This window comes from Aldersonia sp. NBC_00410 (assembly GCF_026342035.1).
GTDB lineage: Bacteria > Actinomycetota > Actinomycetes > Mycobacteriales > Mycobacteriaceae > Aldersonia.
In genome coordinates, this window is the sequence record NZ_JAPENM010000001.1 from 389876 (window position 1) to 411109 (window position 21234).

24 protein-coding genes and 1 riboswitch are annotated in these 21234 nt (G+C 68.3%); of the genes, 8 read left to right on the plus strand and 16 right to left on the minus strand.

Annotation, left to right across the window (positions count from 1 at the left end; all coding sequences use genetic code 11):
- Positions 1-29: 29 nt before the first annotated feature.
- Together OG921_RS01815 and OG921_RS01820 are read right to left on the minus strand one after the other, a co-directional pair.
- Complete coding sequence (locus OG921_RS01815) at positions 30-641, minus strand: LytR C-terminal domain-containing protein (protein ID WP_266110622.1); 612 nt, start codon at positions 639-641, stop codon at positions 30-32.
- A 51-nt stretch (positions 642-692) separates the two neighbouring features.
- Entirely contained in the window at positions 693-1025 is a 333-nt protein-coding gene (locus OG921_RS01820) for a DUF3263 domain-containing protein (protein ID WP_266110623.1), read from the minus strand.
- Positions 1026-1221: 196 nt separating this feature from the next.
- Between OG921_RS01820 and OG921_RS01825 the strand changes: the two genes are divergently transcribed.
- The 3 genes from OG921_RS01825 (at position 1222) to OG921_RS01835 (ending at position 2939) form a co-directional block, all read left to right on the plus strand.
- The gene (locus OG921_RS01825; protein ID WP_266110624.1) at positions 1222-1818 is read left to right on the plus strand and encodes a peptide deformylase; all 597 of its coding nucleotides are present in this window, start codon (positions 1222-1224) and stop codon (positions 1816-1818) included.
- Complete coding sequence (locus OG921_RS01830) at positions 1805-2014, plus strand: hypothetical protein (RefSeq protein ID WP_266110625.1); 210 nt, start codon at positions 1805-1807, stop codon at positions 2012-2014. The genes OG921_RS01825 and OG921_RS01830 overlap by 14 nt, the downstream gene beginning before the upstream one ends.
- A gap of 112 nt (positions 2015-2126) precedes the next feature.
- On the plus strand, positions 2127-2939 hold the full coding sequence (locus OG921_RS01835) for an exodeoxyribonuclease III (RefSeq protein ID WP_266110626.1): 813 nt from the start codon (positions 2127-2129) through the stop codon (positions 2937-2939).
- 4 nt (positions 2940-2943) lie between these two features.
- Here OG921_RS01835 and OG921_RS01840 read toward each other — a convergent pair whose 3' ends face one another.
- Positions 2944-3411, minus strand: a complete 468-nt coding sequence (locus OG921_RS01840) for a MarR family winged helix-turn-helix transcriptional regulator (protein ID WP_266110627.1) — start codon at positions 3409-3411, stop codon at positions 2944-2946.
- Positions 3408-5117 (minus strand): MFS transporter, encoded by a 1710-nt coding sequence (locus tag OG921_RS01845; RefSeq protein WP_266111028.1) that lies wholly within the window; start codon positions 5115-5117, stop codon positions 3408-3410. Before OG921_RS01845 ends, OG921_RS01840 begins: the two co-directional genes overlap by 4 nt.
- A 731-nt stretch (positions 5118-5848) precedes the next feature.
- Between OG921_RS01845 and thiD the strand changes: the two genes are divergently transcribed.
- The gene (gene thiD, locus OG921_RS01850) at positions 5849-6694 is read left to right on the plus strand and encodes a bifunctional hydroxymethylpyrimidine kinase/phosphomethylpyrimidine kinase (RefSeq protein ID WP_266110628.1); all 846 of its coding nucleotides are present in this window, start codon (positions 5849-5851) and stop codon (positions 6692-6694) included.
- A gap of 19 nt (positions 6695-6713) precedes the next feature.
- On the opposite strand, the gene OG921_RS01855 is transcribed toward thiD, so the two are convergent.
- Genes OG921_RS01855 through OG921_RS01865 form a run of 3 tightly spaced genes read right to left on the minus strand, consistent with a single transcriptional unit; the run spans position 6714 to position 8828 of the window.
- A complete protein-coding gene (locus OG921_RS01855) occupies positions 6714-7091 on the minus strand; it encodes a PPOX class F420-dependent oxidoreductase (protein WP_266110629.1) in 378 nt (125 codons plus the stop codon).
- A 53-nt stretch (positions 7092-7144) separates the two neighbouring features.
- Positions 7145-8389 carry an RNA polymerase sigma factor gene (locus OG921_RS01860; RefSeq protein ID WP_266110630.1) on the minus strand — a complete coding sequence of 415 codons (1245 nt, stop codon included), beginning with the start codon at positions 8387-8389 and terminating at the stop codon, positions 7145-7147.
- 4 nt (positions 8390-8393) lie between these two features.
- Positions 8394-8828, minus strand: coding sequence for a YciI family protein (locus OG921_RS01865; RefSeq protein WP_266110631.1), 435 nt, complete (start codon positions 8826-8828; stop codon positions 8394-8396).
- A 134-nt stretch (positions 8829-8962) separates the two neighbouring features.
- Here OG921_RS01865 and OG921_RS01870 point away from each other — a divergent pair, with 134 nt between their 5' ends.
- A complete protein-coding gene (locus OG921_RS01870) occupies positions 8963-9958 on the plus strand; it encodes an ERCC4 domain-containing protein (protein ID WP_266110632.1) in 996 nt (331 codons plus the stop codon).
- A 15-nt stretch (positions 9959-9973) separates the two neighbouring features.
- Here OG921_RS01870 and OG921_RS01875 read toward each other — a convergent pair whose 3' ends face one another.
- From OG921_RS01875 to thiO, 9 genes are all read right to left on the minus strand, one after another.
- Positions 9974-10675, minus strand: a complete 702-nt coding sequence (locus OG921_RS01875) for an HNH endonuclease signature motif containing protein (protein ID WP_266110633.1) — start codon at positions 10673-10675, stop codon at positions 9974-9976.
- 69 nt (positions 10676-10744) lie between these two features.
- A complete protein-coding gene (locus OG921_RS01880; protein WP_266110634.1) occupies positions 10745-11590 on the minus strand; it encodes a DUF222 domain-containing protein in 846 nt (281 codons plus the stop codon).
- Between the two features lie 123 nt (positions 11591-11713).
- Entirely contained in the window at positions 11714-12607 is an 894-nt protein-coding gene (locus OG921_RS01885; RefSeq protein ID WP_266110635.1) for an LLM class flavin-dependent oxidoreductase, read from the minus strand.
- A gap of 60 nt (positions 12608-12667) precedes the next feature.
- Positions 12668-14140 (minus strand): M28 family peptidase, encoded by a 1473-nt coding sequence (locus OG921_RS01890; RefSeq protein WP_266110636.1) that lies wholly within the window; start codon positions 14138-14140, stop codon positions 12668-12670.
- On the minus strand, positions 14140-14910 hold the full coding sequence (locus tag OG921_RS01895; protein WP_266110637.1) for an ABC transporter permease: 771 nt from the start codon (positions 14908-14910) through the stop codon (positions 14140-14142). The genes OG921_RS01890 and OG921_RS01895 overlap by 1 nt, the downstream gene beginning before the upstream one ends.
- Positions 14910-15845 (minus strand): ABC transporter ATP-binding protein, encoded by a 936-nt coding sequence (locus tag OG921_RS01900; RefSeq protein ID WP_266110638.1) that lies wholly within the window; start codon positions 15843-15845, stop codon positions 14910-14912. Before OG921_RS01900 ends, OG921_RS01895 begins: the two co-directional genes overlap by 1 nt.
- 59 nt (positions 15846-15904) lie before the next feature.
- Positions 15905-16678 carry a thiazole synthase gene (locus tag OG921_RS01905; RefSeq protein ID WP_323182635.1) on the minus strand — a complete coding sequence of 258 codons (774 nt, stop codon included), beginning with the start codon at positions 16676-16678 and terminating at the stop codon, positions 15905-15907.
- Complete coding sequence (gene thiS, locus OG921_RS01910; RefSeq protein WP_266110639.1) at positions 16671-16883, minus strand: sulfur carrier protein ThiS; 213 nt, start codon at positions 16881-16883, stop codon at positions 16671-16673. Before thiS ends, OG921_RS01905 begins: the two co-directional genes overlap by 8 nt.
- Positions 16880-17941 (minus strand): glycine oxidase ThiO, encoded by a 1062-nt coding sequence (thiO, locus tag OG921_RS01915; protein ID WP_266110640.1) that lies wholly within the window; start codon positions 17939-17941, stop codon positions 16880-16882. Before thiO ends, thiS begins: the two co-directional genes overlap by 4 nt.
- A riboswitch (TPP riboswitch) is annotated at positions 17939-18090 on the minus strand. (Overlaps the previous gene by 3 nt.)
- Positions 18091-18115: 25 nt before the next feature.
- Here thiO and thiE point away from each other — a divergent pair.
- From thiE to OG921_RS01930, 3 genes are read left to right on the plus strand one after another with little or no spacing between them, the layout of a single operon-like run.
- Positions 18116-18796: a thiamine phosphate synthase gene (thiE, locus tag OG921_RS01920; RefSeq protein ID WP_266110641.1), complete on the plus strand. Its 681-nt coding sequence runs from the start codon at positions 18116-18118 to the stop codon at positions 18794-18796.
- A 15-nt stretch (positions 18797-18811) separates the two neighbouring features.
- Positions 18812-19687 carry an SDR family oxidoreductase gene (locus OG921_RS01925; protein WP_266110642.1) on the plus strand — a complete coding sequence of 292 codons (876 nt, stop codon included), beginning with the start codon at positions 18812-18814 and terminating at the stop codon, positions 19685-19687.
- Positions 19684-21234 carry an NAD(P)/FAD-dependent oxidoreductase gene (locus tag OG921_RS01930; protein ID WP_266110643.1) on the plus strand — a complete coding sequence of 517 codons (1551 nt, stop codon included), beginning with the start codon at positions 19684-19686 and terminating at the stop codon, positions 21232-21234. The genes OG921_RS01925 and OG921_RS01930 overlap by 4 nt, the downstream gene beginning before the upstream one ends.

Genomic DNA, 21234 nt, shown 5'->3' on the forward strand with positions numbered 1-21234 from the left:
GCACCTCCGCACGCCCGCAACCCAACCGGTCAGTCTCCGCTCAGGATCACCGTGACACCGTCACCGATGCCCCCGGTGGACGGTGCGGTCGTGGCCCCGATCTGTTCGGCGATCATCGTGGCGGCCTCTTTCTCGCCCGGCCCGTCGCCGTAATACACGGTGTTCTGCGCGATCTGGGTGTCGCTGTAGTTGCCCGTCTGGCTGACGGTCCAGCCCTCCCCGCGCAGTTCCGACGCGGTCGACGCGGCAAGGCCGGAAACAGAGCTGTTGTTCAGCACCCGGACGGGAACGGACGAGACGACGTCGGCGCTCGCGGTACTCGTGGCACTGGCGCGTGTCGACGTTGCGGATGCGCCGGACGTGGTGGTCGGCGCCGACGATCGGGTGGTCGTTGTCGACGCTTCGTCCGCCTCTTCGTCGGTGGTCGCCGCGGCGGGCGCAACGCTGGTGGTCGCCCGTGGCGAGGCCATCGGCTGGGTGTTCGCCGCTGTGGTGGTGGCCGCCGCAGCGGACGCGTCGTCGTCGGACTCGGAGGACCAGGACAACGCGCCCAGGCCCGCGAACAGAATCGCGAGCGCGATCAGCACCATTGCGAGCGCGCGAAGCGGGGGTCCACTGGACGCCGGATTCGGAGTGCTCACGGTCGGAACCCTAGTCCACGTTCGGCCCGCAGCAAGGTAGGCCGAACCGGTCTAGGTGACGTCGAACCCGAGCCGGCGCGCCGCGCGCGCCTTCTGCCGACTGGCACGCAGCCGCCGCAGCCGTTTGACGAGCATTGGGTCCGCGGCAAGGGCTTCCTGCCGGTCGACCAGCGTGTTGAGCACCTGGTAGTAGCGCGTCGCGGACATGTCGAACAGTTCCTTGATCGCTTCTTCCTTGGCGCCCGCGTACTTCCACCATTGCCGCTCGAACGCCAAAATGTCGCGTTCACGGCGGCTGAGGCCCCCCTCGTCGCGGTCGTCGGCCGCCCCCGACACACCGCCCGGTCCAGGCTCGTTCCGACTTTGCGCAGCTGCGCCGTCCATTTCGCTCCCTCGCCGAATGCACTGGACGAACTACACCAATGTGGTTCGTCGACATTCAATCACGTGACGGCCGGTCGGGCAGGGCGTGCGGGGCGGGCGAGTCGCAAGCGCCGACATGCGGGAATCGAGCCGGACCACCGAAATCTGGCCCGGACCACCGAAATCGAACCCGGACCGCCGAAGTATTCTCTCGACCATGGCTGTCCTTCCCATCCGCATCGTCGGCGACCCTGTTCTGCACACCCCGACCGAGCAGGTCACCGCATCACCGGATGAGATCGCACAGTTGATCGCGGACATGTACGAGACCCTGGACGTGGCAAACGGTGTCGGGCTCGCCGCCAATCAGGTCGGCGTCGGACTGCGAGTGTTCGTCTACGACTGCCCCGATCTCGATCCGGATGGCAAGCAGTACTTCCGTAGGGGCGAGGTCATCAATCCGGTGCTCGAGACCTCCGAGGTCCCCGAGACCATGCCCGACCCGGACGACAACGACGAGGGTTGCCTCTCGGTGCCGGGCGAACAGTTCCCGACCGGCCGGGCGGACTGGGCCCGGGTCACCGGCACCGACGCCAAGGGCGAACCGGTCGAGATCGAAGGCACCGGATTCTTCGCGCGCATGCTGCAGCACGAAGTGGGCCACCTCGACGGCAAGCTCTACGTCGACGTGCTCGTCGGCCGCAATGCGCGCGCCGCGAAGAAGGCGATCAAGCGCAACGGCTGGGGCACCCCCGGGCTCAGCTGGACGCCCGGAGTGGACGCCGACCCGTTCGGCCACGATGACGAGGACTGACATCCCGATCGGCGCCCGAGTGGTCATCCGGTACCGGCGCTGCGACGGGTCGACGCCGCCGTTGACCGACGTCATCGGCGAACTGCTCGGCTACGATCCGCTGACCGTCCGCAAGGCCGATGGGGAGTCGGTGCTCGTGCCGCGTGACCGGGTGGTCGCGATGAAGGCCCTCGGCCCGCGTCCGGAACGGCGGTGACCCGCGACCCTGCCGCTCCACTTTTCGGCCATCCGCGCGGGATCCCGCGCATCGCGTAGAAAATTGGGCGGCGACGCTCGGCTCGTTCACCGCAGAGAAGATCGGAGCGCCCGTGCGCCTCGCCACCTGGAACGTCAATTCGATTCGCACCAGACTCGATCGCGTGCTGGCCTGGCTGGATCAGCACGACATCGATGTGCTCGCCATGCAGGAAACCAAGTGCCGCGACGACCAGTTCCCCGCCGAGCAGTTCGCCGAGGCCGGCTACGACGTCACGCATATCGGGATCAACCAGTGGAACGGGGTCGCGATCGCGTCCCGGGTCGGCATCGAGGACGTGCAGGTCGCCTTCGACGGGCAGCCCGGCTTCGACCGGGACGCCGCCGAGACACTCATTCCCGCACCGATTGTCGAGTCCCGCGCAATCGCCGCGACCTGCGCCGGCGTCCGGATCTGGAGCCTGTACGTGCCGAACGGCCGCTCGCTGTCCGACCCGCACTACGACTACAAGCTCGACTGGCTGCGTGTGCTGCGCAAAGAGGCCGAGCAGTGGCTCGCGGCCAACCCGGACGCCCAGATCGCGCTCGCCGGCGACTGGAACATCGCCCCCACCGACGAGGATGTGTGGTCGCCGGAGTTCTTCGCGGGCAAGACGCACACCACCACGGCCGAGCGGGAGGCATTCGACGCGTTCGCCGCGACCGGTTTCACCGACGTTGTCCGGCCCTTCACGCCCGGTCCCGGCGCCTACACCTACTGGGATTACACCCAGCTGCGCTTCCAACGCCGCGAGGGCATGCGCATCGACTTCGTGCTCGGCTCCCCCGCGTTCACGGCCCGCGTCGAAGCGGCAGGTATCGACCGGGAGGAGCGCAAGGGCACCGGCGCGAGCGATCACGCCCCGGTGTGGGTGCAGCTGGGCTGAACGCTCAGTCCTCCAGGGCGTGCTCGAACGCCGCCAGCGACGTGACCAGCGCGCTCCGCTGCTCTTCGTTCAGCCGGTCGAGAGCGGCCGCGACATTGTGGATCCGCGCGGAGTGCAGCCCGGTGGCGAGCGCACGCCCTTCCTCGGTGGCGGCAAGCAGTTGTGCGCGACCGTCGTCCGGGTCGGGCGTGCGGACGAGATAACCCGAGCGGTCCAGGCCGGACACGATGCGAGACATCGTCGGTGCGGTGACTCGTTCGGCCGCCGCCAGATCACCCAGCCGCATCGGACCCGACCACACCAGCGTGGCGAGCGCGGACGACGAGCCGGGGCTGAGCGCGGCGGCGTCCCCGAATCGGCGCAGGGTGCGGACCAGCCTGCCGATCGTCAGCGCGACATCCACCGCGTCGCGGAGGTCGTCCGGGTCGCCGACAGCGGTGCGTTCTGCTGCCGCTGCGCGGCCCGTAGTCACCGCCGGCCCGCTTCCGCGAGGTCGGCCTGCACCAACTCGACCGACTCGTCGTGCACGTACCGCGCACCGGCGAACCACGAAGCGACCGCGCCGATCAGCATCATCGCCGCAGCTGCGAGGAAGACCACCGTGAGACCGCTGTGGAACGGACCGGTGATGAGGTGCGGGAAAAATTCCTGCCCGGTCAGCGTCGCGGCGTCCACGCCGGGCTGCTCGAGCTCGCCCGTCGAACCGAGCAGCTCCTCGATCGGGTTGTAGCCGAGGAACGCAGCGAACAGGCTGCCCACCGGCGGCAGGTCGGCGACCTGACCCGCCACGTCGGCGGACACGCCATGACCGGTCAGCCCGTCCTGAAGCGCGCTGGGCAGGGTGTTGGCCAGCCCGATGATCATCAGCGAGAAGAAGATTCCGATCGACAGCGCACTACCGCCGTTGAACAGCGTGCCGCGCATACCCGAGGCGATACCCCGCTCCTTTGCCGGCACGCTGGACATGATCGCCGCGCTGTTCGGGGAGGAGAACAGACCCGATCCGACGCCGTTGACAAAAATGATGAAGGCGAACAGCCAGTAGTCGAAGTTGACCGGGATGATCATCAACGCGATGAAGGTTGCCGCGACGAGGAGCGCCCCGCCGGTCGCGAACGGCCGCGCGCCGTACCGGTCGGAGAGATAGCCGGAGATCGGCCCCGCGACGAGGAACCCGAGCGTCATCGGCAGCAGGTAAATGCCCGCCCAGAGCGGGGTGGCTTCGAAGTCGTAGCCGTGCAGCGGCAGCCAGATGCCCTGCAACCAGATGATCAGCATGAACTGCAGGCCACCCCGGCCGATCGAGGCCATCAGCCCGGCGATGTTGCTGAGCGTGAAGGCCCTGATCTTGAACAGCGCCAGGTTGAACATCGGCTCTGCGATCCGCAACTCCACGACACAAAAGATCGCGAGCAGTGCGAAGCCGCCGAAAATCGCGCCGAGCACCCACGGGTTGGTCCAGCCGGTGGACGAATCACCGTAGGGCTGAATGCCGTAGGTGACACCGGTGAGCAGCATGGTGAGCCCGAGCCCGAAGGTGAGCGTGCCCGCCCAGTCGAGCCTGCCGCGGGAACGCTGACCAAGCTCCTGCAGCGACCGATAGGACCAAACGGTGCCGATCACCGCGAACGGCACACTCACCCAGAACACGGCGCGCCAGTCCCACTCGGACAGCACACCACCGATGATCAAGCCGAGGAACGAGCCACCGATCGCGGCGACTTGATTGATGCCGAGCGCCATGCCGCGCTGGTTCGACGGGAACGCGTCGGTGAGAATCGCCGCCGAGTTCGCCAACAGCATCGCGCCGCCGACTCCCTGCAGAACGCGCCAGGCGATCAGCCAGATCGCGCCCGCGCCGCCGTGCAGCGGGTCGAACGACAGTGCAAGGGCGCACACCGCGAACACCATGAAGCCGAGGTTGTAGATCCGCACGCGACCGTAGATGTCGCCGAGCCGGCCGAACATGACGACGAGCACCGCCGAGGACAGCATGAAGCCCATCAGCAGCCACAGCAGGTAGCTGACGTTGGCCGGTTCGAGCGGATTGAGCCCGATCCCGCGGAAGATCGCGGGCATCGAAATGATGACGATCGACGAGTTGATCGCGACCATGAGCATGCCGACGGTGGTGTTGGACAGCGCGATCCACTTATAGCCCGGGTGGTCTTTTTCCATCTTGAACCGTCGCCGGATCGTCTGGACATCGCCTTCGTCCACGGTCTCCGCGGAATCGCCGGCGCTGCGCGTCGAAGTCAAGGAACGCTCCTGTAAGGAATTCGATCGTGCGACTCAACGCTGAGCACCACTACCGAGACATTTAGTTGCTATCTACTAACTAAACATCTGCTTGGGCGTCTTCGCAACCGAGGGAGGCGGCATGCGACGAAAACCCCTCCGCGTGCCGACACCCTTGCTGGATGCACCGGCGAGCAAGAGCGAAGCGACTTGCGGCGATCCTTGCCTGGGAGCCGTCCGCAGTGTTCAGCCATCGCACGGCGGCCTGGCTGTGGCAGATGCTGCCGGAACCCACGGTGTTCGAGGCGACCGTTCGACCCAGCCTGCACAAGTCCGGGCCATCGTGGATCTCCCTGTACCGCCGCCACCTCGCGCCGGAGGAAGTGGTCGAGTCCTGGGACATGCCCACGGTCGGCCCGGAACAAGCACTGATCGACTGCTTGGCCGTACTGCCATCCGACGATGCGGATCTTCCTCGTGCTGCGCTACGCCGCGGCAGACGGGTTCGACAGCGCCACCGCCGTCGCGGACGAGGTGATGCTGGTGGCGCGGCGACGCCACAAGTCGTTGGGGTGACGACGCGTGACCGCTCGACCCATGGCCGGACGGGATCCCGGCGAATTGAGCCCCGACCGGTCAATGAGCGTCACGCCCCCCGTTAGGGTCGCCCCATGGAGCTACTCCCCCTCGCACCTCCCGGCACCACCCCGGTTCGCGCGCTGACCATCGCCGGTACCGACTCCGGCGGCGGAGCGGGTATCCAGGCCGACAGCCGGACGATGGCGCTGTGCGGCGTGCACGCGTGCGTCGCGGTGGCCGCGGTGACGGTGCAGAACTCGCTGGGTGTCAGCGGCTTCCATGAGATTCCGCCGCAGATAGTCGCGGATCAGGTCCGCTCGGTGGTCGGCGATATCGGCGTGAGCGCGGCGAAGACCGGGATGCTCGCCTCGTCCGCGATCATCGCCGCGGTCGCCGAGGTGTGCGACGAGGTGGGCATCGGCAAGGACCAGGCGGTGCCGCTCGTCGTCGACCCGGTCTGCGCGTCCATGCACGGCGATCCGCTGCTGCATCCCGAAGCACTCGACGCGGTGCGCAACGTCCTGATCCCGCGGGCCACTGTCGTGACGCCGAACCTTGACGAGATCCGGCTGATCACCGGTATCGACGTGGTCGACGACGCCACTGCGCGCCGCGCCGCCGAGCAACTGTACGAACTCGGCGCGCAGTGGGCGGTCGTGAAGGGCGGCCACCTGCGCAGCTCGACCGAGAGCACCGACCTGCTCTTCGACGGCAACGAGTTCCACTCGTTCACCACGCCGCGCATCGACACCGGCAACGACCACGGCGGCGGGGACACCCTCGCGGCGGCCATCGCGTGCGCGCTCGCCCACGGGTACTCGGTGCCGGACGCGTTCGGGTTCGCCAAGGAGTGGGTGACCCGCTGCCTCGCGGCCGCCTACGACCTCGGCGGCGGGCACGGCCCGGTCTCACCGCTCTGGCGGCTCGAACAGGCCTGACCCGCACGACAGCAGCGGGTCACAGACCGTACGAAAGCACCCGATCGGGCCGAATCCGGATGAGTTCGTTGGAGAATCCCGGTCCCAGGGCCGGTTGATCGCGCAAAGCCTCGGCGGTGCCGCGTATTTCGATGAACCGCACCTGCCACGGTTGGGTCGAAACAACGTCGTCGACGACGAACGCGACACGCGGTTCGGCGGCGAGATTCTGAAACTTCCTGCTCGCGCCCATGTTGTGTCCGCCGATGTCGATCGTCCCGAGGTCGGCGTTGTAGGTGAACCCGACGGGCTTGTTCTGGGGCGCCCCGCCCGGCGTGACGGTGGCCAGGCGGCCCAGTGGCTGGGTTCGCAGGTAAGCGATTTGGTCGTCGGTGAGTTGAGCCTGTCGTGTCGGCATGGGCCGACCATAGGACCTCGAGTGCACTCGAGGTCAAGTACCGACCTCCACGCCTACGCCCGCTCGGCCGCGGCCGCCGCCCGCTCGAGCAACAACGAACGCTCGTGCTTGGTGGGGGCTTGCCCCGCAGCCGATTCCAGCACCTGCGCCGCGTCCGCGTAGCGGCCCAGCCGCACGAGCACGTCGCCGCGCACCGCGCCGAACAGGTGGAAGCCGGCCAGTCGCGGATCGTCGCCCAGTTCGTCGAGGGCGGCGAGCGCGGCCTCGGGTCCGTCTGCCTGCAGCACCGCCACCGCGCGGTTCAACTGCACCACCGGTGACGGCGCCAGCTCGCCAAGCGCATCGTATAGCGAAACAATTGCCTCCCAGTCGGTTTCGTCGAACGAGCGCGCCCTGGCATGGCACGCCGCGATGGCGGCCTGCACCGTGTAGGGACCCAACGGTCGGCGCAGCGCAATGGCTCGGTCGAGCGCAGCGAGTCCGTGCCGGATCAGTGTGCGGTCCCAGCGAGACCGGTCCTGATCGGGCAGCAAGACCGGCGCTCCGCGGGAGTCGACGCGCGTGGCGAAGCGCGAAGCCTGCAGTTCCATCAGCGCAAGCAGACCGTGCACCTCCGGCTCGGCCGGCAGCAGGCCGGCCAGCACCCGCCCGAGCCGCATCGCCTCTCCGGCGAGATCGCGGCGCACCCATTCGTCGCCCGAGGTCGCGGAATAGCCCTCGTTGAACACGAGATACACCACTTCGAGGACCGCGGACAGCCGCGGCGCGAGATCGTCGGCCTGCGGCACCTCGAACGGCACATGCGCTTCGGCAAGCGTCCGCTTGGCCCGCGAAATCCGTTGCCCGAGTGTCGCCGACGGTACAAGAAACGCTCGCGCGATTTCCTCGGTGCGCAGCCCCGCCACTACCCGCAGGGTCAGCGCGACGCGGGACTCGCGCGGCAGCACCGGGTGACACGCGGTAAATACCAGCGCGAGCACGTCGTCGCGCAGCGCCTCGGTGTCGGACGGATCGTCGGCCTGGTTCGCCAGCTCGCGTCCGATCGCGGCGTACTTCTCGTCGCGGTTGGTCTCGCGCCGGATTCGGTCGATTGCCTTGTTCTTGGCGGTCGTCATCAGCCATGCGCCGGGGTTCGGCGGTACGCCGCGCTCGGGCCACTGCTCGAGCGCGGCGAGAAACGCCTCCTGCGCCAGTTCCTCGGCCAGCCCGAGATCGCGAACCACTCGAGTCAGCGATGCGATGACCCGTGCCGATTCCATTCGCCAGACCGCTTCGACGGTCCGGGCCACGTCCGTCATCCGGTCACGATTCGCGCTGTTTCAACTGCTCGGCGAGTTGCTCCTCGCGTGCCCGGATCTCGTCGGTGTACTCCGCGCCGAAGTCCTCCGGGGTAGCGATCGGACGGATCTCGAGCAGCGACCTGCCTTCGCCGCCCGGATCGGCCGGGCAGCGCTTGGCCCATTCGATCGCTTCTTCCAGTGAGCTGACCTCCCAGATCCAGTAGCCCATGACGATTTCCTTGGATTCGACGAACGGGCCGTCGACGACCGACGTCGTGCCGCCCCGAAATTCGATCCGTGCCCCTTTTGCCGTGGGTAGCAGCCCTTCCCCGTCCAGCATGATGCCCGCTTTAACGAGTTCCTCGTTGTAGGCGGTCATCTTCTGGAACATCTCCTCGGTCGGCGTGGCCTTGTCCTCGTCGACCCCGTCACCCTCGACCATCACGATGACTCGCATTGCGGCCTCCTCTGTCGGTACCGCACGACTCGGTGTCGAGCGGCTACACACACTCTTCGAACGGGCACCACCCGTTTTCTACCGACTCGGGAAAGAAATTCGCGGTGATTTCCATCCGACGGCAAACTGGCGGCGTGGAGCTGTTGATCGCGACGAATCCGGACGCCGATTCGAGCCTGCCCTACCTGTTGCGGCTGCCGCTCGGCAACGGCCTGGTGTTCCGGACATCGGGCACCTGGCCGCGCACCAAGGCGCTCTACTGTCATCCCGCGACACTTGAAGAATGGCCGGCCGAGCCCGAGGTCGTCGAACGAATCGACCTGACCTCGTGCCAACGGCGCGGCGCGGCGATCGACGTCGTGGCCGCGCGGCAGCGTGAGAGCCGCTCGCAGCTCGTCTACACACGCGCCCGCGGTCGCGAGATGGTGTTCTGGCAGAGCGCGAGGACCCGCAAGCAATCCCGGCCGGGGGTGCGCATACCCACCGCAAGGGCCGCAGGGATCGCCGAACTCGAGATCGTCGTCGATTCGCGCGAGCGCTACGCCTACGACTTCGCCGGCAAGCAGGTCCACATCACGCGGCGCGCGCTGCCATGCGGTGACTACGGGCTGGTGCACCAGGGCAGGTTGATCGCATCGGTGGAACGCAAGTCACTCGAAGACCTCACTTCGAGCCTGTTGAGCGGAAAGCTGAAGTATCAACTCACCGAGCTAGCGGCGATGCCACGCGCGGCGGTCGTCGTCGAAGAGCGTTACTCGCAGATTTTCGCGCTGACGTGGGCGCGTCCCGCATCGGTGGCCGACTCGCTCGCCGAACTGCAGGCCACCTTCCCAACCGTATCGATCCAGTTCTGCGACAACCGCAAGCTGGCCCAGGAGCACGTCTATCGCTACCTCGCGGCCGTGCACACTTGGGCGCAGGACACGCTCGACACTGCCGGATCGCTCGGAGCCGAGCCCGCGTTCGAAGCAGCTCCGACGCAACCGGAACCCAGCACCGCCGAGATCCGGGTGTGGGCGCGCACTGTCGGCCTGCCCGTGCCCGACCGTGGCAAATTACGCCCGGAGATCCGGCAGGCATGGAACGCGGCGCACACACGCGGATCGGCGGCACCGAAATCGGTCGACTAACGGAGATTGCGCCGCTCAGTACGGTGGCTCATCGTCATCGGTCGGCTCCGATCCTGGGTGCCAGCGCAGCGGGCCGGAGCCGACCGTCGCGGTGAGCGTGGCGGCGGGTGCGCTGGTGAGTCCGGCCGTTGGTGTGGTGACGAGGTTGTGGCCGTAGCTGCTGCGCCAGGCCACGTGCCCGCCCGGTGTCATCTGGGCGTGCCAGAGTTTCATCGTTTTGAGTTGATGGTGAAACGCGCAGAGGCACTGCAGGTTCGACGGCACCGTCCAGCCACCGCGGTCCGGGCGGTGGCGATCGTACGCGACGACATGGTCGAGTTGGCAATTGGCCGCGGGCGTACGACAGCCGGGGAACCGGCAGTGCCGGTCACGGGCGCGCACCACCGCGGCAGTGGCGGCGTCGGGGCGGTAATCGAGTGCTCCCGGCGGTGGGTGATGGTGTCCGCCGTGCCCGTTGCGGGGCGCGGCGTGGAAATGCCGGTCGAGTTCGGCGACGCCGTGGGTGGCGGCGGCGACGGTGCCGAACGGCGGCCGTGCGGGTGGGGCCGGCATGCAGGGCGCGGGCACAACCCCACCGGGGCGCCGCGAGCCGCGGGCACGGAAGGTGCTGGTGCACAAGCGGTCCTGGGCCGTGGATGCCGGCGCAGAATCATTCGTCGCAGCACCGTGCGCAATGAGCCCTTCACCGCCGGCGATCATGTGCAGTTCGGTGAGCATCCCCTGCCACGTTGCATCCGTCGCGAGTTGTCGCGCCAATTCGGGATCGACCGGCCCATACCCGGGCAACTACGCCGGCTCCGAACGCAAACCGAGCAAGCTCGCGACGTCGATCCCGATCTGCACCAACGGAGTCCGGCGACGCAGCGATACCGGCGCGATTACCGCGACGCAGTCCGACCGGCCACACTCACAGCCCAGCCGATTCTCTCCGTGTACGAGCGCCAGGAACGCATCCACCATCCGGTACTGCCGATTGCGCCGGTCCTGCCCGCACACCGTGCCCGCAACCTCGGTGACGCGCTGCCACGCCGCCTCGGCCTCCACCGGGGACAGATCCACCTCGAGCCGCGCGAGCGGACCGACCCGGCGTTTGCGAATACGACGGTCGCGTTCGGCCTCCTCGCGGCGGGCAGCAACCTCCGCGGGCGCGATCCGGATCAGAATGGTGTCGATCTCGCCCGCCAACGGACCGGGCGAAAGGACCCGCGCCGCGGCAAGCAGGTCCGGCTCCGCCAACGCGACCGTGCCGGGCGTGAACCCGAGAGTGTCGTACACGATGCGGCGCACCCGCGCGAAATCCAGCTCACCCGCGGCGAACGCCGCTCGCACTAACGGCAGTCGCAAGCGCAGCTCCATCCCGACCACCGCGAAACCCTCGGCGATCGTCTTCGAACACCCCAACCGGACCGCGATCTCGGCCAGAGCATTGTTGCCGCAATCCACGAAACCGTCCCGGCCCAGCTCGGCGTCGCGTTCGACCCAGGTCTCCCACAGCCGCCCGGCCAGCACCACCTTCCGGTACGCCGCACAATTCTCCGCCACCGCGGCAGCAGCCAACTCGTCGAGCAACGAACCATCATCGAGCACAGCGGCATCGACAAGACCAATAGTTGAGCTCCCCCCGAGCGTCATACCACCACGCTAGTCGAACATCTGTGCGACGGCAATACCCGCGCGCCGAACTGATCGGAGATACGAAAATCGTTTACTCACAACTAATTTCGCACGAGGTGCCCGCACCAGGGGGCTAACCGGTCACCCGCGCTCGCTCGCCACGGCCGCCCGCACGGCAGGGGCCACGTCGTCGGCAAACGTCCGGATCGTATCGAGGTCGTCGCCCTCGGTGCCAAACACGAAGGTGTCCATGCCGCCGTCGACGACGAGTTCGGTCAACTCGTCCACCCACTGCTGGACCGGCCCGTTCAGGAAGCCCGCGGACGTGCCGCCGGTGATGGCGCCGAAGACGTTGTAGATCCGACGGATCTGGCTCGGCTCCCGCCCCGCGGCGACAGCGGCGTCGTCGATGCGGGCGTGCGCGTCGGCCAACTTCTCGGGCGGGAAGTAGCTTGCCGACGGGACCCAGCCGTCCGCCCGTCGGCCGAGTTCGGCGAGCATCCGCGGGCCGAGCACACCCCACCAGATCGCGACACCGTGTTGCGGGGCCGGGCCAGGGTGGACGCCGGACAGTCGGTAGATCTCGCCGTCGACGCGGACGGACCGTTCGCCCGACCACATCGCCCGGATCACATCGGTGGCTTCGACGAGCGCGTTGGCCGCCTCGCGGGGTGCGCGGCGCGGGCCCCCGATCGCCTCGATCGCATCCCAGAACCCGCCGGCGCCGAGCCCGAGCTCGAATCGACCGCCGGACAGGATATCCAGGGTCGCAGCGGTTTTCGCGAGGACGGCGGGTGGGCGCAGCGGCAGGCACGCCACGTCGGGAAACACTCGGATGGATTCCGTGCGCGCGAGCAGCGTCGTCATCAGCGCGAATGCGTCGAGGAACCGGCGCTGGTAGGGGTGGTCCTGCACCCCGATCAAGTCGAGGCCGGCGCGGTCGGCAACCTCGGCGACCCGCACCACGTGTTGGGCGGATTCGACGGCAGGGTCGGCAAATACGCCGAAGCGCGGATCGTGCCAGTAGTCGCTCATGGTGACCTCCGATCGACTCTCTCGCCACCCTAGCGAGTGGCAACGCCGAGCGGGCCGGTCTCAGGCGCTGCCGCCCCGGATCCGCTCCCGGTCCGCCCGGGCGGGAACGCCGTTCGGTCCCTCGGTCGAATCGGCGTAGCTTGCGATGGTGAACGCGACCGCGGCGGCATGGGCGGCAAGTGCGTCGCGATCGACATTGGCCGCGGTGTCACCGGCAGTGTGATAATTCGGGTCGTAAGCCTGTCCCGCTGTCCCGCCCCACAGTTGCGCTTCCGCCTCGGTTTTCGCACCCTCGGCGCCGGTGTCGGTGCCGCCCACCGGGATTCCGTGCGCGAGGAAGGCGCCGTAGTCCGAGCGGCCGTCCAAATCGTCCGGGCGCGGCTCGACACCACGGGAGAGCAGGGACGAGGAGAGCGTGCGTTCGATGCCCGCCGATCCCTCCGGACCGCCGGGCTCCCCGGACTTCTCCGAATCGTCGCCGTCGTAGACGAAGTGCCCCGCGTTGGGCGAGCCGAGCATGTCGAAGTTGAGATACAGCGCGATATCGAGACGCTGGGCCGGTTCCAGCGAGCGAACATAGGCGGCCGAACCGAGCAGGCCTTCCTCCTCGGCACCCCAGAAGGCGAACCGCACCGCGTTGCTCACGTCCGGTTCCGGGCCGAGTTGCAGCGCCGTTTCCAGCACAGCTGCGGTGCCGGTGCCGTTGTCGTTGATCCCCGGCCCCTCGGGGACGCTGTCGAGATGGGCACCTGCCATCACCACGTTGTCGGTAGCCCCGGTTCGGGTCTGGGCGACCACGTTTCGCGTGGTGATTCGGCGGGACTCCGCATCCACCAGCACGGTGACCGGCGTGGTGGCGGCCGCGACGTCCATACCGGTGTTCTTGTCCACCACCATGATCGGAATGCTCCCAGCATCGGGGGTGCCGAGTGTGGCGGCTGGGGCCGGGCCGTCTTCGTTGTTGGCGACGACGACCGCGAGCGCTCCCGCGTCCGCCGCGATCCGCGCCTTGTCCACGAACGGGCACACGCCACGCGATACCACCACGATCGCGCCGGTGGCGGGGCGACCGTCGTAATCCGCGGCCTCGCAGCCGGGCCCGTCACCATCGGGCAGCGCGAGAACCGGAGCGGTCACGCCGCCCGCCGGCGTAGCAGGCGAATACTCCACCACCCGTGCGTCCGTCGCGCGCCCGCCCACGGTCAGGCCCTGCGCCTTGACGCCGTATGTCCCGAAGTCGAATTCGGGTGTCTGCACGTCGAATCCGCGGTCCCGTAGCGCACCGGCCACGTAGTCGACGCTTGCGTCGTAGCCCGGTGTACCCGCTGCGCGATTGCCGTCGTGGTCGTCGGCGGCGCGCTGCAGGTTGTCCAGATGAGTGGCGAGGGCGTCCACCTCGATCGCGTCGGCCACAGCGGCAGGCCCCTGCTCGGGCTGGTCGGCACTGCATCCGGACAGCGCGAACAGCAGCGCGAGCACACCCGCCACCGCGCCGGCGCGGATCGATTCAGCGCCGCCGCTGCCGACACGCATCAGGCGTCGCGCCGGTTCACCACGAAGACGGCGGCCGCGAACACGACCGCAACGAACACCGTGAAGTAGGCGAACCCGCCCCACGGTCCCCAGTGGAAGTCGATGCCCTGGTCGCTGCCGAGGAACAGTTGCGCATTGGCGAACGGCAGGAACGGCTGGACATTGCGGCCGAACGAGCCGAAAAGTCCGAACAGGCTCTCGATCAGCAACGGCCACAACAGCAACAGCGCGATTGCCGCCGCCGACTGCCGAAGCAGCGCACCCACCGCGATCGAGAGGAAGGCGCACAGCAGCGCATAGATCGGGATGCCGTACATCGCACGCCAGTCGTTGCCGCTCGACAGCGACAGGTCCTGGCTTCCCGATGTCCCGGCGACCGCCTTCGCCAGATAGAAGGCAACGAACGCCAGCACGAAGGTGAGCACAGCGCCGTAGACACCGGTCAACACACCTTTGGCGACAAGGACTTTCGGCCGCCCAGGAATGGCCTGGAAGCTGGTCCGGATCATCCCGAAGCGGTATTCGCTGGTGACGGTGAGCGCGGCGAGAATCATCAGCACCATCACGCCGAAACCACTGACGCCACCGGTCGCGACATCCACCGTCAGGCCGGGGAAACCCTCCGCCCCGTCCGGATCGGATGCGGCCTGCTTGCCGACCCAGCCCATCAGCGCGGCAAAACCGAGCCCGATCGCGACGATGATCAGCGAGCACCACCACGGTGAGCGCACCGAGGTGAATTTGATCCGTTCGGCCGCCAGCACGCTCATCACAGCGCCCCTCCCATGACCTGCTCGATTTCGTGTCCCTGGTACTGCACATCGCCGCCGGTCAACTTCATGAAGGCGTCCTCGAGCGAGCCGCGCTGGGCGGCGAGCTCGAACAGTGTGATGCCGTTGTCGGCGGCGAGCTGACCGATCGAGTCGGTCGTCGACCCGAGGACGAGCAGCGCACCGTCCGCGCCGTCGTCACGGATCTGCAGGCCCTGTGTCGTCAGTGCGCCGCGTAATTGATCGAGCTGCGGGCTGCGCACCCGCACGGTCGACTCGGAGGATTTGTCGATGAAGTCCTGCACCGTTGTCTCGGCGATCAACCGGCCGCGACCGATCACCACGAGATGGTTCGCGGTCTGTGCCATCTCGGCGAGCAGGTGGCTCGATACCAGCACCGTTCGGCCTTCGGCCGCGAGGCGCTGCATGAACCGCCGGATCCAGGCGATGCCTTCGGGGTCGAGCCCGTTCACCGGTTCGTCGAACATCAACACCGGCGGGTCGCCGAGCAGCGCACCCGCCAGCCCGAGGCGCTGGCTCATACCGAGCGAGAAGCCGCCGGCTTTCTTACCTGCCACTTCGGTGAGCCCGACGAGGTGCAGTACCTCGTCGACACGGCCCGTCGGGATCCCGTTCGAGGCCGCCATCCACCGCAGGTGCGCCCGCGCCGAACGGTTGGGATGCACCCATTTGGCGTCGAGCAGCGCGCCGACGGTGCGCAGCGGGTTCTGCAACTCCCGATAGTGCTTGCCCTGGATCAGTGCTTCCCCTGCGGTGGGCCGATCCAGGCCGAGGATCATCCGCATCGTGGTCGATTTGCCTGCGCCGTTCGGGCCGAGGAACCCCGTGACCTGCCCGGGTGGCACGGTGAAACTCAGGTCCTCGACGGCCTTCGTGGCGCCGAAGTGTTTGGTCAGACCCCTGACTTCGATCATGGCTCCACCGTATAGGCGTGCGGCGGTGACGTCGGGGCGGCTCCGCAAGCTCCGCGCCGCTACAACGCCGGGGACGACGCCTGGGCCCAGAACCGCTTCGGGATCCTGCCGGCCCGGCGCGCGCGGTGACCTGCGCGGACGGCGTCGGCCATGGCCGCGGCCATCAGCTCGGGCCGGCGGGCCCTGGTGACGGCGGTGGCGAGCAGAACCGCGTCGCAGCCGAGTTCCATCGCCAGCGTCGCATCGCTGGCCGTGCCGATACCGGCGTCGAGGATCACCGGAACCCCGGCAGCCTCGACGATCATCTCGATGTTGTGCGGGTTCGCGATGCCCAGCCCCGTGCCGATCGGCGAACCGAGCGGCATCACCGCGACACAGCCGACGTCTTCGAGCCGCTTGGCCAGCACCGGGTCGTCGGTCGTGTAGGGCAGCACGGTGAAACCGTCGTCGACGAGTTGCTCGGCCGCGGCGACCAGCTCGATGGCGTCCGGCAACAGCGTGCGCTCGTCGGCGATCACCTCGAGCTTCACCCAGTCGGTCTCCAGCGCTTCGCGGGCGAGCTGCGCGGTGAGCACCGCTTCGGCCGCGCCCCGGCACCCGGCGGTGTTGGGCAGCGGCGCGATCTCGAGCCGCTTGAGCAGGTCGAGCACCCCGGTGCCGCCCGCCGCATCGACCCGGCGCATCGCCACGGTGGTCAGTTCCGTTCCGGACGCGAGCAGCGCGTGCTCGAGCACGGCGAGGTTCTCGGCACCGCCGGTGCCCATGATCAGTCGCGAGCCGAAGCTGCGGCCCGCGATGACCAGCGGTTCGTCGACGATTGCGCGTTCAGCCACCTTGCACCGCCGTGAGAATCTCGATGTCCCACCCGCGCCCGACCGCCTCGTCCCAGCGCGACTTCGGGAACACCGCCCCGTCGACGGCGAGCGCGATTCCTCGACACGGCAGGTTCAGCCGGTCGAGCAGCTCGTGCACCGTCAGCTGCTCGTCGAAATAGTGTTCGGCCCCGTTGACGGTGATGCCGATCGGATTCGAGATCATCGCTTGCCTCCAGGAAAGCGGTCCGGACGTGCGTGTTTGGCTTCGGCGAGATGATCGCCGCGCAGTTCCGCCAGCACCGCATCGACGGTGAGCGGGGTGGTGAGTATGCCGTTGCGGCCATGTCCGGTGGCTACGACGACGCGGTCGCTCACTCGTCCGATCAGCGGCAGGTTGTCCGGCGTCATCGGTCGCAAACCGGCGATCGCCTCGTACAGCTCGTATTCGCCGATACCGGGCATCAGTGCTTCCGCGTCGGCGATCAGGTCGCGCACCCCGGCGACCGTGACGTGGGTGTCGGCGGCCTCGTACTGGGTGGCGCCGACGACGACGCCGTCCGCGCGCGGCACGAGGTACACCGACCGGCCGTGCACGCGAGCCCGGACCACCTTCTCGGGCGGCGGGGTGGTGCCCGCGCGGGCACGCAGCCGCAGGATTTCGCCCTTCACCGGCCGCACCGGCAGGCCCGCCCACACCGTCGGCGAGGTGTGCCCGGCCGACACGACGATCTGATCGAAGCGCAGCGTGCCCACGCTGGTCACTTCCTTGGCGACGAACTCGACACCGGCCGCGACCGCCGCCCTCAGCAGCGCGGTGATCAGCGCCCGGTTGTCCACGGCGAGTTCCTCCGGCGCGAACAGTCCCAGGCGCGCACCGCGGCTGAGCGCGGGCTCGATCTCGCGGACTCCGGCGCGGTCGAGCAGCCACAGCTCGAAGCCCTGCCTGCTCACCCATTCGGCGATGGTCCGCAGGTCGGCGGCGTCGGCGGTGTCCAGGGCAACGGTGAGCACGCCGTCGGCGGCGAAGACGGAGGTATCGGTGACGGTTTCGAGCCGCTCGGCGAAATCGGGCCAACGGGCCAGCGACGCGGCGCCGAACTCGAGCGCCTGCTCCTCGCCGGGCCAGCCCTCGGACAGCGGTGCCAGCATTCCGCCGGCCACCCATGAAGCGCCGCGGCCCGGATCCGGGTCGAACACCGTGACCGACCAACCGGCCTCGGCGGCGCGCCATGCGATCGCGAGCCCGACGACGCCACCGCCGACGATCCCGAGACTGCGCATCGATTCCACCTCACTCCCCGCGCCGGCATGATCCGGATCAGGTCCGAACGGTCGGGGCTCCCGCCCCCTCTCAGCCCCTACCGGCCAACGGCCGATCCGCGTGGTCGAGCAAGGTCAGGCAATGCGGCGGGACTCCCGTGTTGTCTTTCCACGGTAGCCGCTACGGTCGAACACGTGCATTCCACCCGGCAGACGCCGCGCGAACGACTGGCCGGCGCTCGGCTCTATCTCTGCACCGACGCCAGGCGCGAGCGCGGTGACCTCGCACAGTTCGTCGATGCCGCCCTCGCCGGAGGTGTCGACATCGTGCAGCTGCGCGACAAGGGATCCGCTGGTGAGCGGGAGTTCGGGCCGCTGGACGCCGGCGCCGAATTGGGCGCGCTTGCCGAGATCCGCGCGGCCACCCGCCGGCACGGCGCACTGCTCGCGGTCAACGACCGCGCCGATATCGCGCTCGCGGCCAATGCCGATGTGCTGCATCTGGGCCAGGACGACCTGCCCGTGCATTACGCCAGGCAGATCCTCGGTCCGGACGTGGTGATCGGCCGCTCGACGCACAGCCGCGCGCAGGCCGGGCTCGCCGCGATCGAGGAGGGCACCGACTACTTCTGCACCGGACCGGTGTGGGCCACGCCGACCAAGCCGGGGCGCGCCGCCGCCGGGATCGACCTGGTCCGCTCCACCGCGGGCGCCAACCCGACCCGCCCATGGTTCGCGATCGGCGGGATCGACGCGACGAACCTGGCCGAGGTGCTGGCCGCGGGCGCGACCCGGATCGTGGTCGTGCGCGCAATCACCGAGGCCGCAGACCCGGAACGGGCCGCGCGCGAACTCACGGATTCGCTCACGGCGTGAGCGCACAATAAACAGATGACGAACCTGGCCGACAAAGTTGTCTTCATCACCGGCGCGGCCCGCGGGATCGGCGCTGGAACGGCGCGAGCGCTGGTGGGCGAGGGTGCACGGGTGATCCTCGTCGACGTCGACACCGAACCGTTGAAGCTGCTCGCCGACGAGCTCGGCGAGCGCGCGGTCGCAGCGGTCGCGGATGTGCGTGATCTCGATGCGATGACCGCTGCCGCGGCGACCGGTACCGAGCGGTTCGGCGGCATCGACCTCGTGCTCGCCAACGCCGGAATTGGCAGTTACGGCAGTGTGCTGACCGTCGACCCGGATGCGTTCAAGCGTGTCATCGACGTCAACCTGCTCGGCGTGTTCCATACGGTGCGGGCGACGGGGCCGTCGGTGCTCGAACGCCACGGCTACATCCTCATCGTGTCGTCGATGGCGGCGTTCGGTGCCGCGGCGGGGATGGCCTCCTACAACGCCTCCAAGGCAGGCGTCGAGCATTTCGCGAATGCGCTGCGGCTCGAACTCGGCGAGCACGGCGTCGATGTCGGGTCGGCGCATATGTCCTGGATCGACACCCCACTCGTGCGTGACGTCGAATCCGACCTGTCGGGCTTCTCGGAGATGTTGAAGAAGCTACCGGGTCCGCTCGGGCGAATCTCCCCGCTCGAGGATTGCGTGGATGCCTTCGTTGCCGGGCTGGATCAGCGGAAGCGACGGGTATATGTCCCGCGCTCGATCGGTCTGGTCGGCTGGGCACGGATGCTGCTGACCACCGGCATCGTCGAGCGCGCGATGATATCGCGGTCCATTGGGCAGTTGCGCCAGATGGACGACGAAGTTGCCGCGCTCGGCCGGTCGCTGAGCGCGCGCATCGACAAGCTCACCGGCCGGTGAGCCGACCGAACGACCGGGGACGCGAGGAGACGAAGGTGGCCGAGGCCGAACACGTGGATGTGCTGATCGTCGGGGCCGGGTTGTCCGGAATCGGCGCGGCCCACCACATCCAGCAGGCCTTCCCCGGCCGCACGTACACCGTGCTGGAGAGCCGCGACGCGATCGGTGGCACCTGGGATCTGTTCCGCTATCCGGGGATTCGGTCCGACTCCGACATGTACACCCTCGGCTACCGGTTCCGGCCGTGGCTCGGCGAGAAGGCCATCGCCGATGGCCCCTCGATCCTGGAATACGTCCGCGACACTGCGCGCGAGAGCGGCATCGATCGCCGTATCCGTTTCCACCACAAGGTGACCCGGATCGAATGGTCGAGCGCACGCTCGCAGTGGACGGTGACCGTGCAACGCACCGACACCGGAGAAACCCTGCAGCTCACCGCGAACTTCGTGATGGCGAGCACCGGCTATTACCGCTACGACCAGGGGTACACGCCGGAATTCCCCGGTCTCGAGTCGTTCGCGGGCACCGTCGTCCATCCGCAGCACTGGCCGGAATCGCTCGACTACGCGGGCAAGCGGGTGGTGATCATCGGCAGTGGTGCAACGGCGGTCACGCTGGCGCCGAACATGGCCGACGAGGCCGAGCATGTCACGGTGCTGCAGCGCTCGCCGTCCTACATTCTGTCGTTGCCCGGCCGGGACTCGCTGGCGGCGAGGTTGCGCGGCCGACTGCCGGTCAAGCTCGCGTACCGCGTTGTCCGGACGAAGAATGTGCTCGGCGCCACCGCGCTCTACCAGTTGTGCCAGCGCTATCCGAAGTTCATGCGCGGGCGTATCCGGTCCCTGCAGCAGCGTTGGCTGCCACCGGGTTACGACATCGACACCCATTTCAAACCGCGCTACAACCCGTGGGACCAGCGGCTGTGCCTGGCCCCCGACGGCGACATCTTCCGGGCGGTCCGCAACGGTACGGTGTCCTTCGAGACCGACACCATCGACACGTTCACCGAGTCGGGTGTCGCGCTGTCCTCCGGTAAGGAACTGCCCGCCGACATCGTGATCACCGCGACCGGGCTGAACCTGCAGGTCTTCGGCGGGATCACGGTCGCCGTCGACGGACACGACGTCGACCTGACCGAAACGATGGCCTACCGCGGCATGATGCTGTCGGGGGTGCCGAACTTCGTGTTCATCGTCGGGTACACCAACGCCTCGTGGACGCTGAAGGCCGATCTGGTGTGCGAGTACACGTGTCGCCTGCTCGCGCACATGGATTCGCACGGCTACACCTGGGCGGCAGCGCAGCGCGACCCGTCGGTCGGCGAGGAGCCGTTCCTCGATTTCAGCGCGAATTACGTGCTGCGCTCGGTGGATTCGTTCCCCAAGCAAGGGTCGCGCGCACCCTGGCGGCTGCGGATGAACTACCTGCGCGACCTGCCGATGTTGCGGCACAGCCGGGTCGAGACCGCGATGGCGTTCGGCCGTTCGGAAGTGGTGCCGTTGCGCACGGGAACGAGCGCGCGTGCTGCCGGCCGGCGGACGGGGTAG

Coding starts and splice junctions, on each gene's coding strand:
- OG921_RS01820 (WP_266110623.1), bottom strand. CDS start 1,025: ATGGACGGCGCAGCTGCGCAAAGTCGGAACGAGCCTGGACCGGGCGGT.
- OG921_RS01825 (WP_266110624.1), top strand. CDS start 1,222: ATGGCTGTCCTTCCCATCCGCATCGTCGGCGACCCTGTTCTGCACACC.
- OG921_RS01830 (WP_266110625.1), top strand. CDS start 1,805: ATGACGAGGACTGACATCCCGATCGGCGCCCGAGTGGTCATCCGGTAC.
- OG921_RS01845 (WP_266111028.1), bottom strand. CDS start 5,117: ATGGAAAAAGACCACCCGGGCTATAAGTGGATCGCGCTGTCCAACACC.
- thiD (WP_266110628.1), top strand. CDS start 5,849: ATGGAGCTACTCCCCCTCGCACCTCCCGGCACCACCCCGGTTCGCGCG.
- OG921_RS01855 (WP_266110629.1), bottom strand. CDS start 7,091: ATGCCGACACGACAGGCTCAACTCACCGACGACCAAATCGCTTACCTG.
- OG921_RS01860 (WP_266110630.1), bottom strand. CDS start 8,389: ATGACGGACGTGGCCCGGACCGTCGAAGCGGTCTGGCGAATGGAATCG.
- OG921_RS01865 (WP_266110631.1), bottom strand. CDS start 8,828: ATGCGAGTCATCGTGATGGTCGAGGGTGACGGGGTCGACGAGGACAAG.
- OG921_RS01875 (WP_266110633.1), bottom strand. CDS start 10,675: ATGCTCACCGAACTGCACATGATCGCCGGCGGTGAAGGGCTCATTGCG.
- OG921_RS01880 (WP_266110634.1), bottom strand. CDS start 11,590: ATGACGCTCGGGGGGAGCTCAACTATTGGTCTTGTCGATGCCGCTGTG.
- OG921_RS01885 (WP_266110635.1), bottom strand. CDS start 12,607: ATGAGCGACTACTGGCACGATCCGCGCTTCGGCGTATTTGCCGACCCT.
- OG921_RS01890 (WP_266110636.1), bottom strand. CDS start 14,140: ATGCGTGTCGGCAGCGGCGGCGCTGAATCGATCCGCGCCGGCGCGGTG.
- OG921_RS01895 (WP_266110637.1), bottom strand. CDS start 14,910: ATGAGCGTGCTGGCGGCCGAACGGATCAAATTCACCTCGGTGCGCTCA.
- OG921_RS01900 (WP_266110638.1), bottom strand. CDS start 15,845: ATGATCGAAGTCAGGGGTCTGACCAAACACTTCGGCGCCACGAAGGCC.
- thiS (WP_266110639.1), bottom strand. CDS start 16,883: ATGATCTCGAATCCGATCGGCATCACCGTCAACGGGGCCGAACACTAT.
- thiO (WP_266110640.1), bottom strand. CDS start 17,941: ATGCGCAGTCTCGGGATCGTCGGCGGTGGCGTCGTCGGGCTCGCGATC.
- OG921_RS01925 (WP_266110642.1), top strand. CDS start 18,812: ATGACGAACCTGGCCGACAAAGTTGTCTTCATCACCGGCGCGGCCCGC.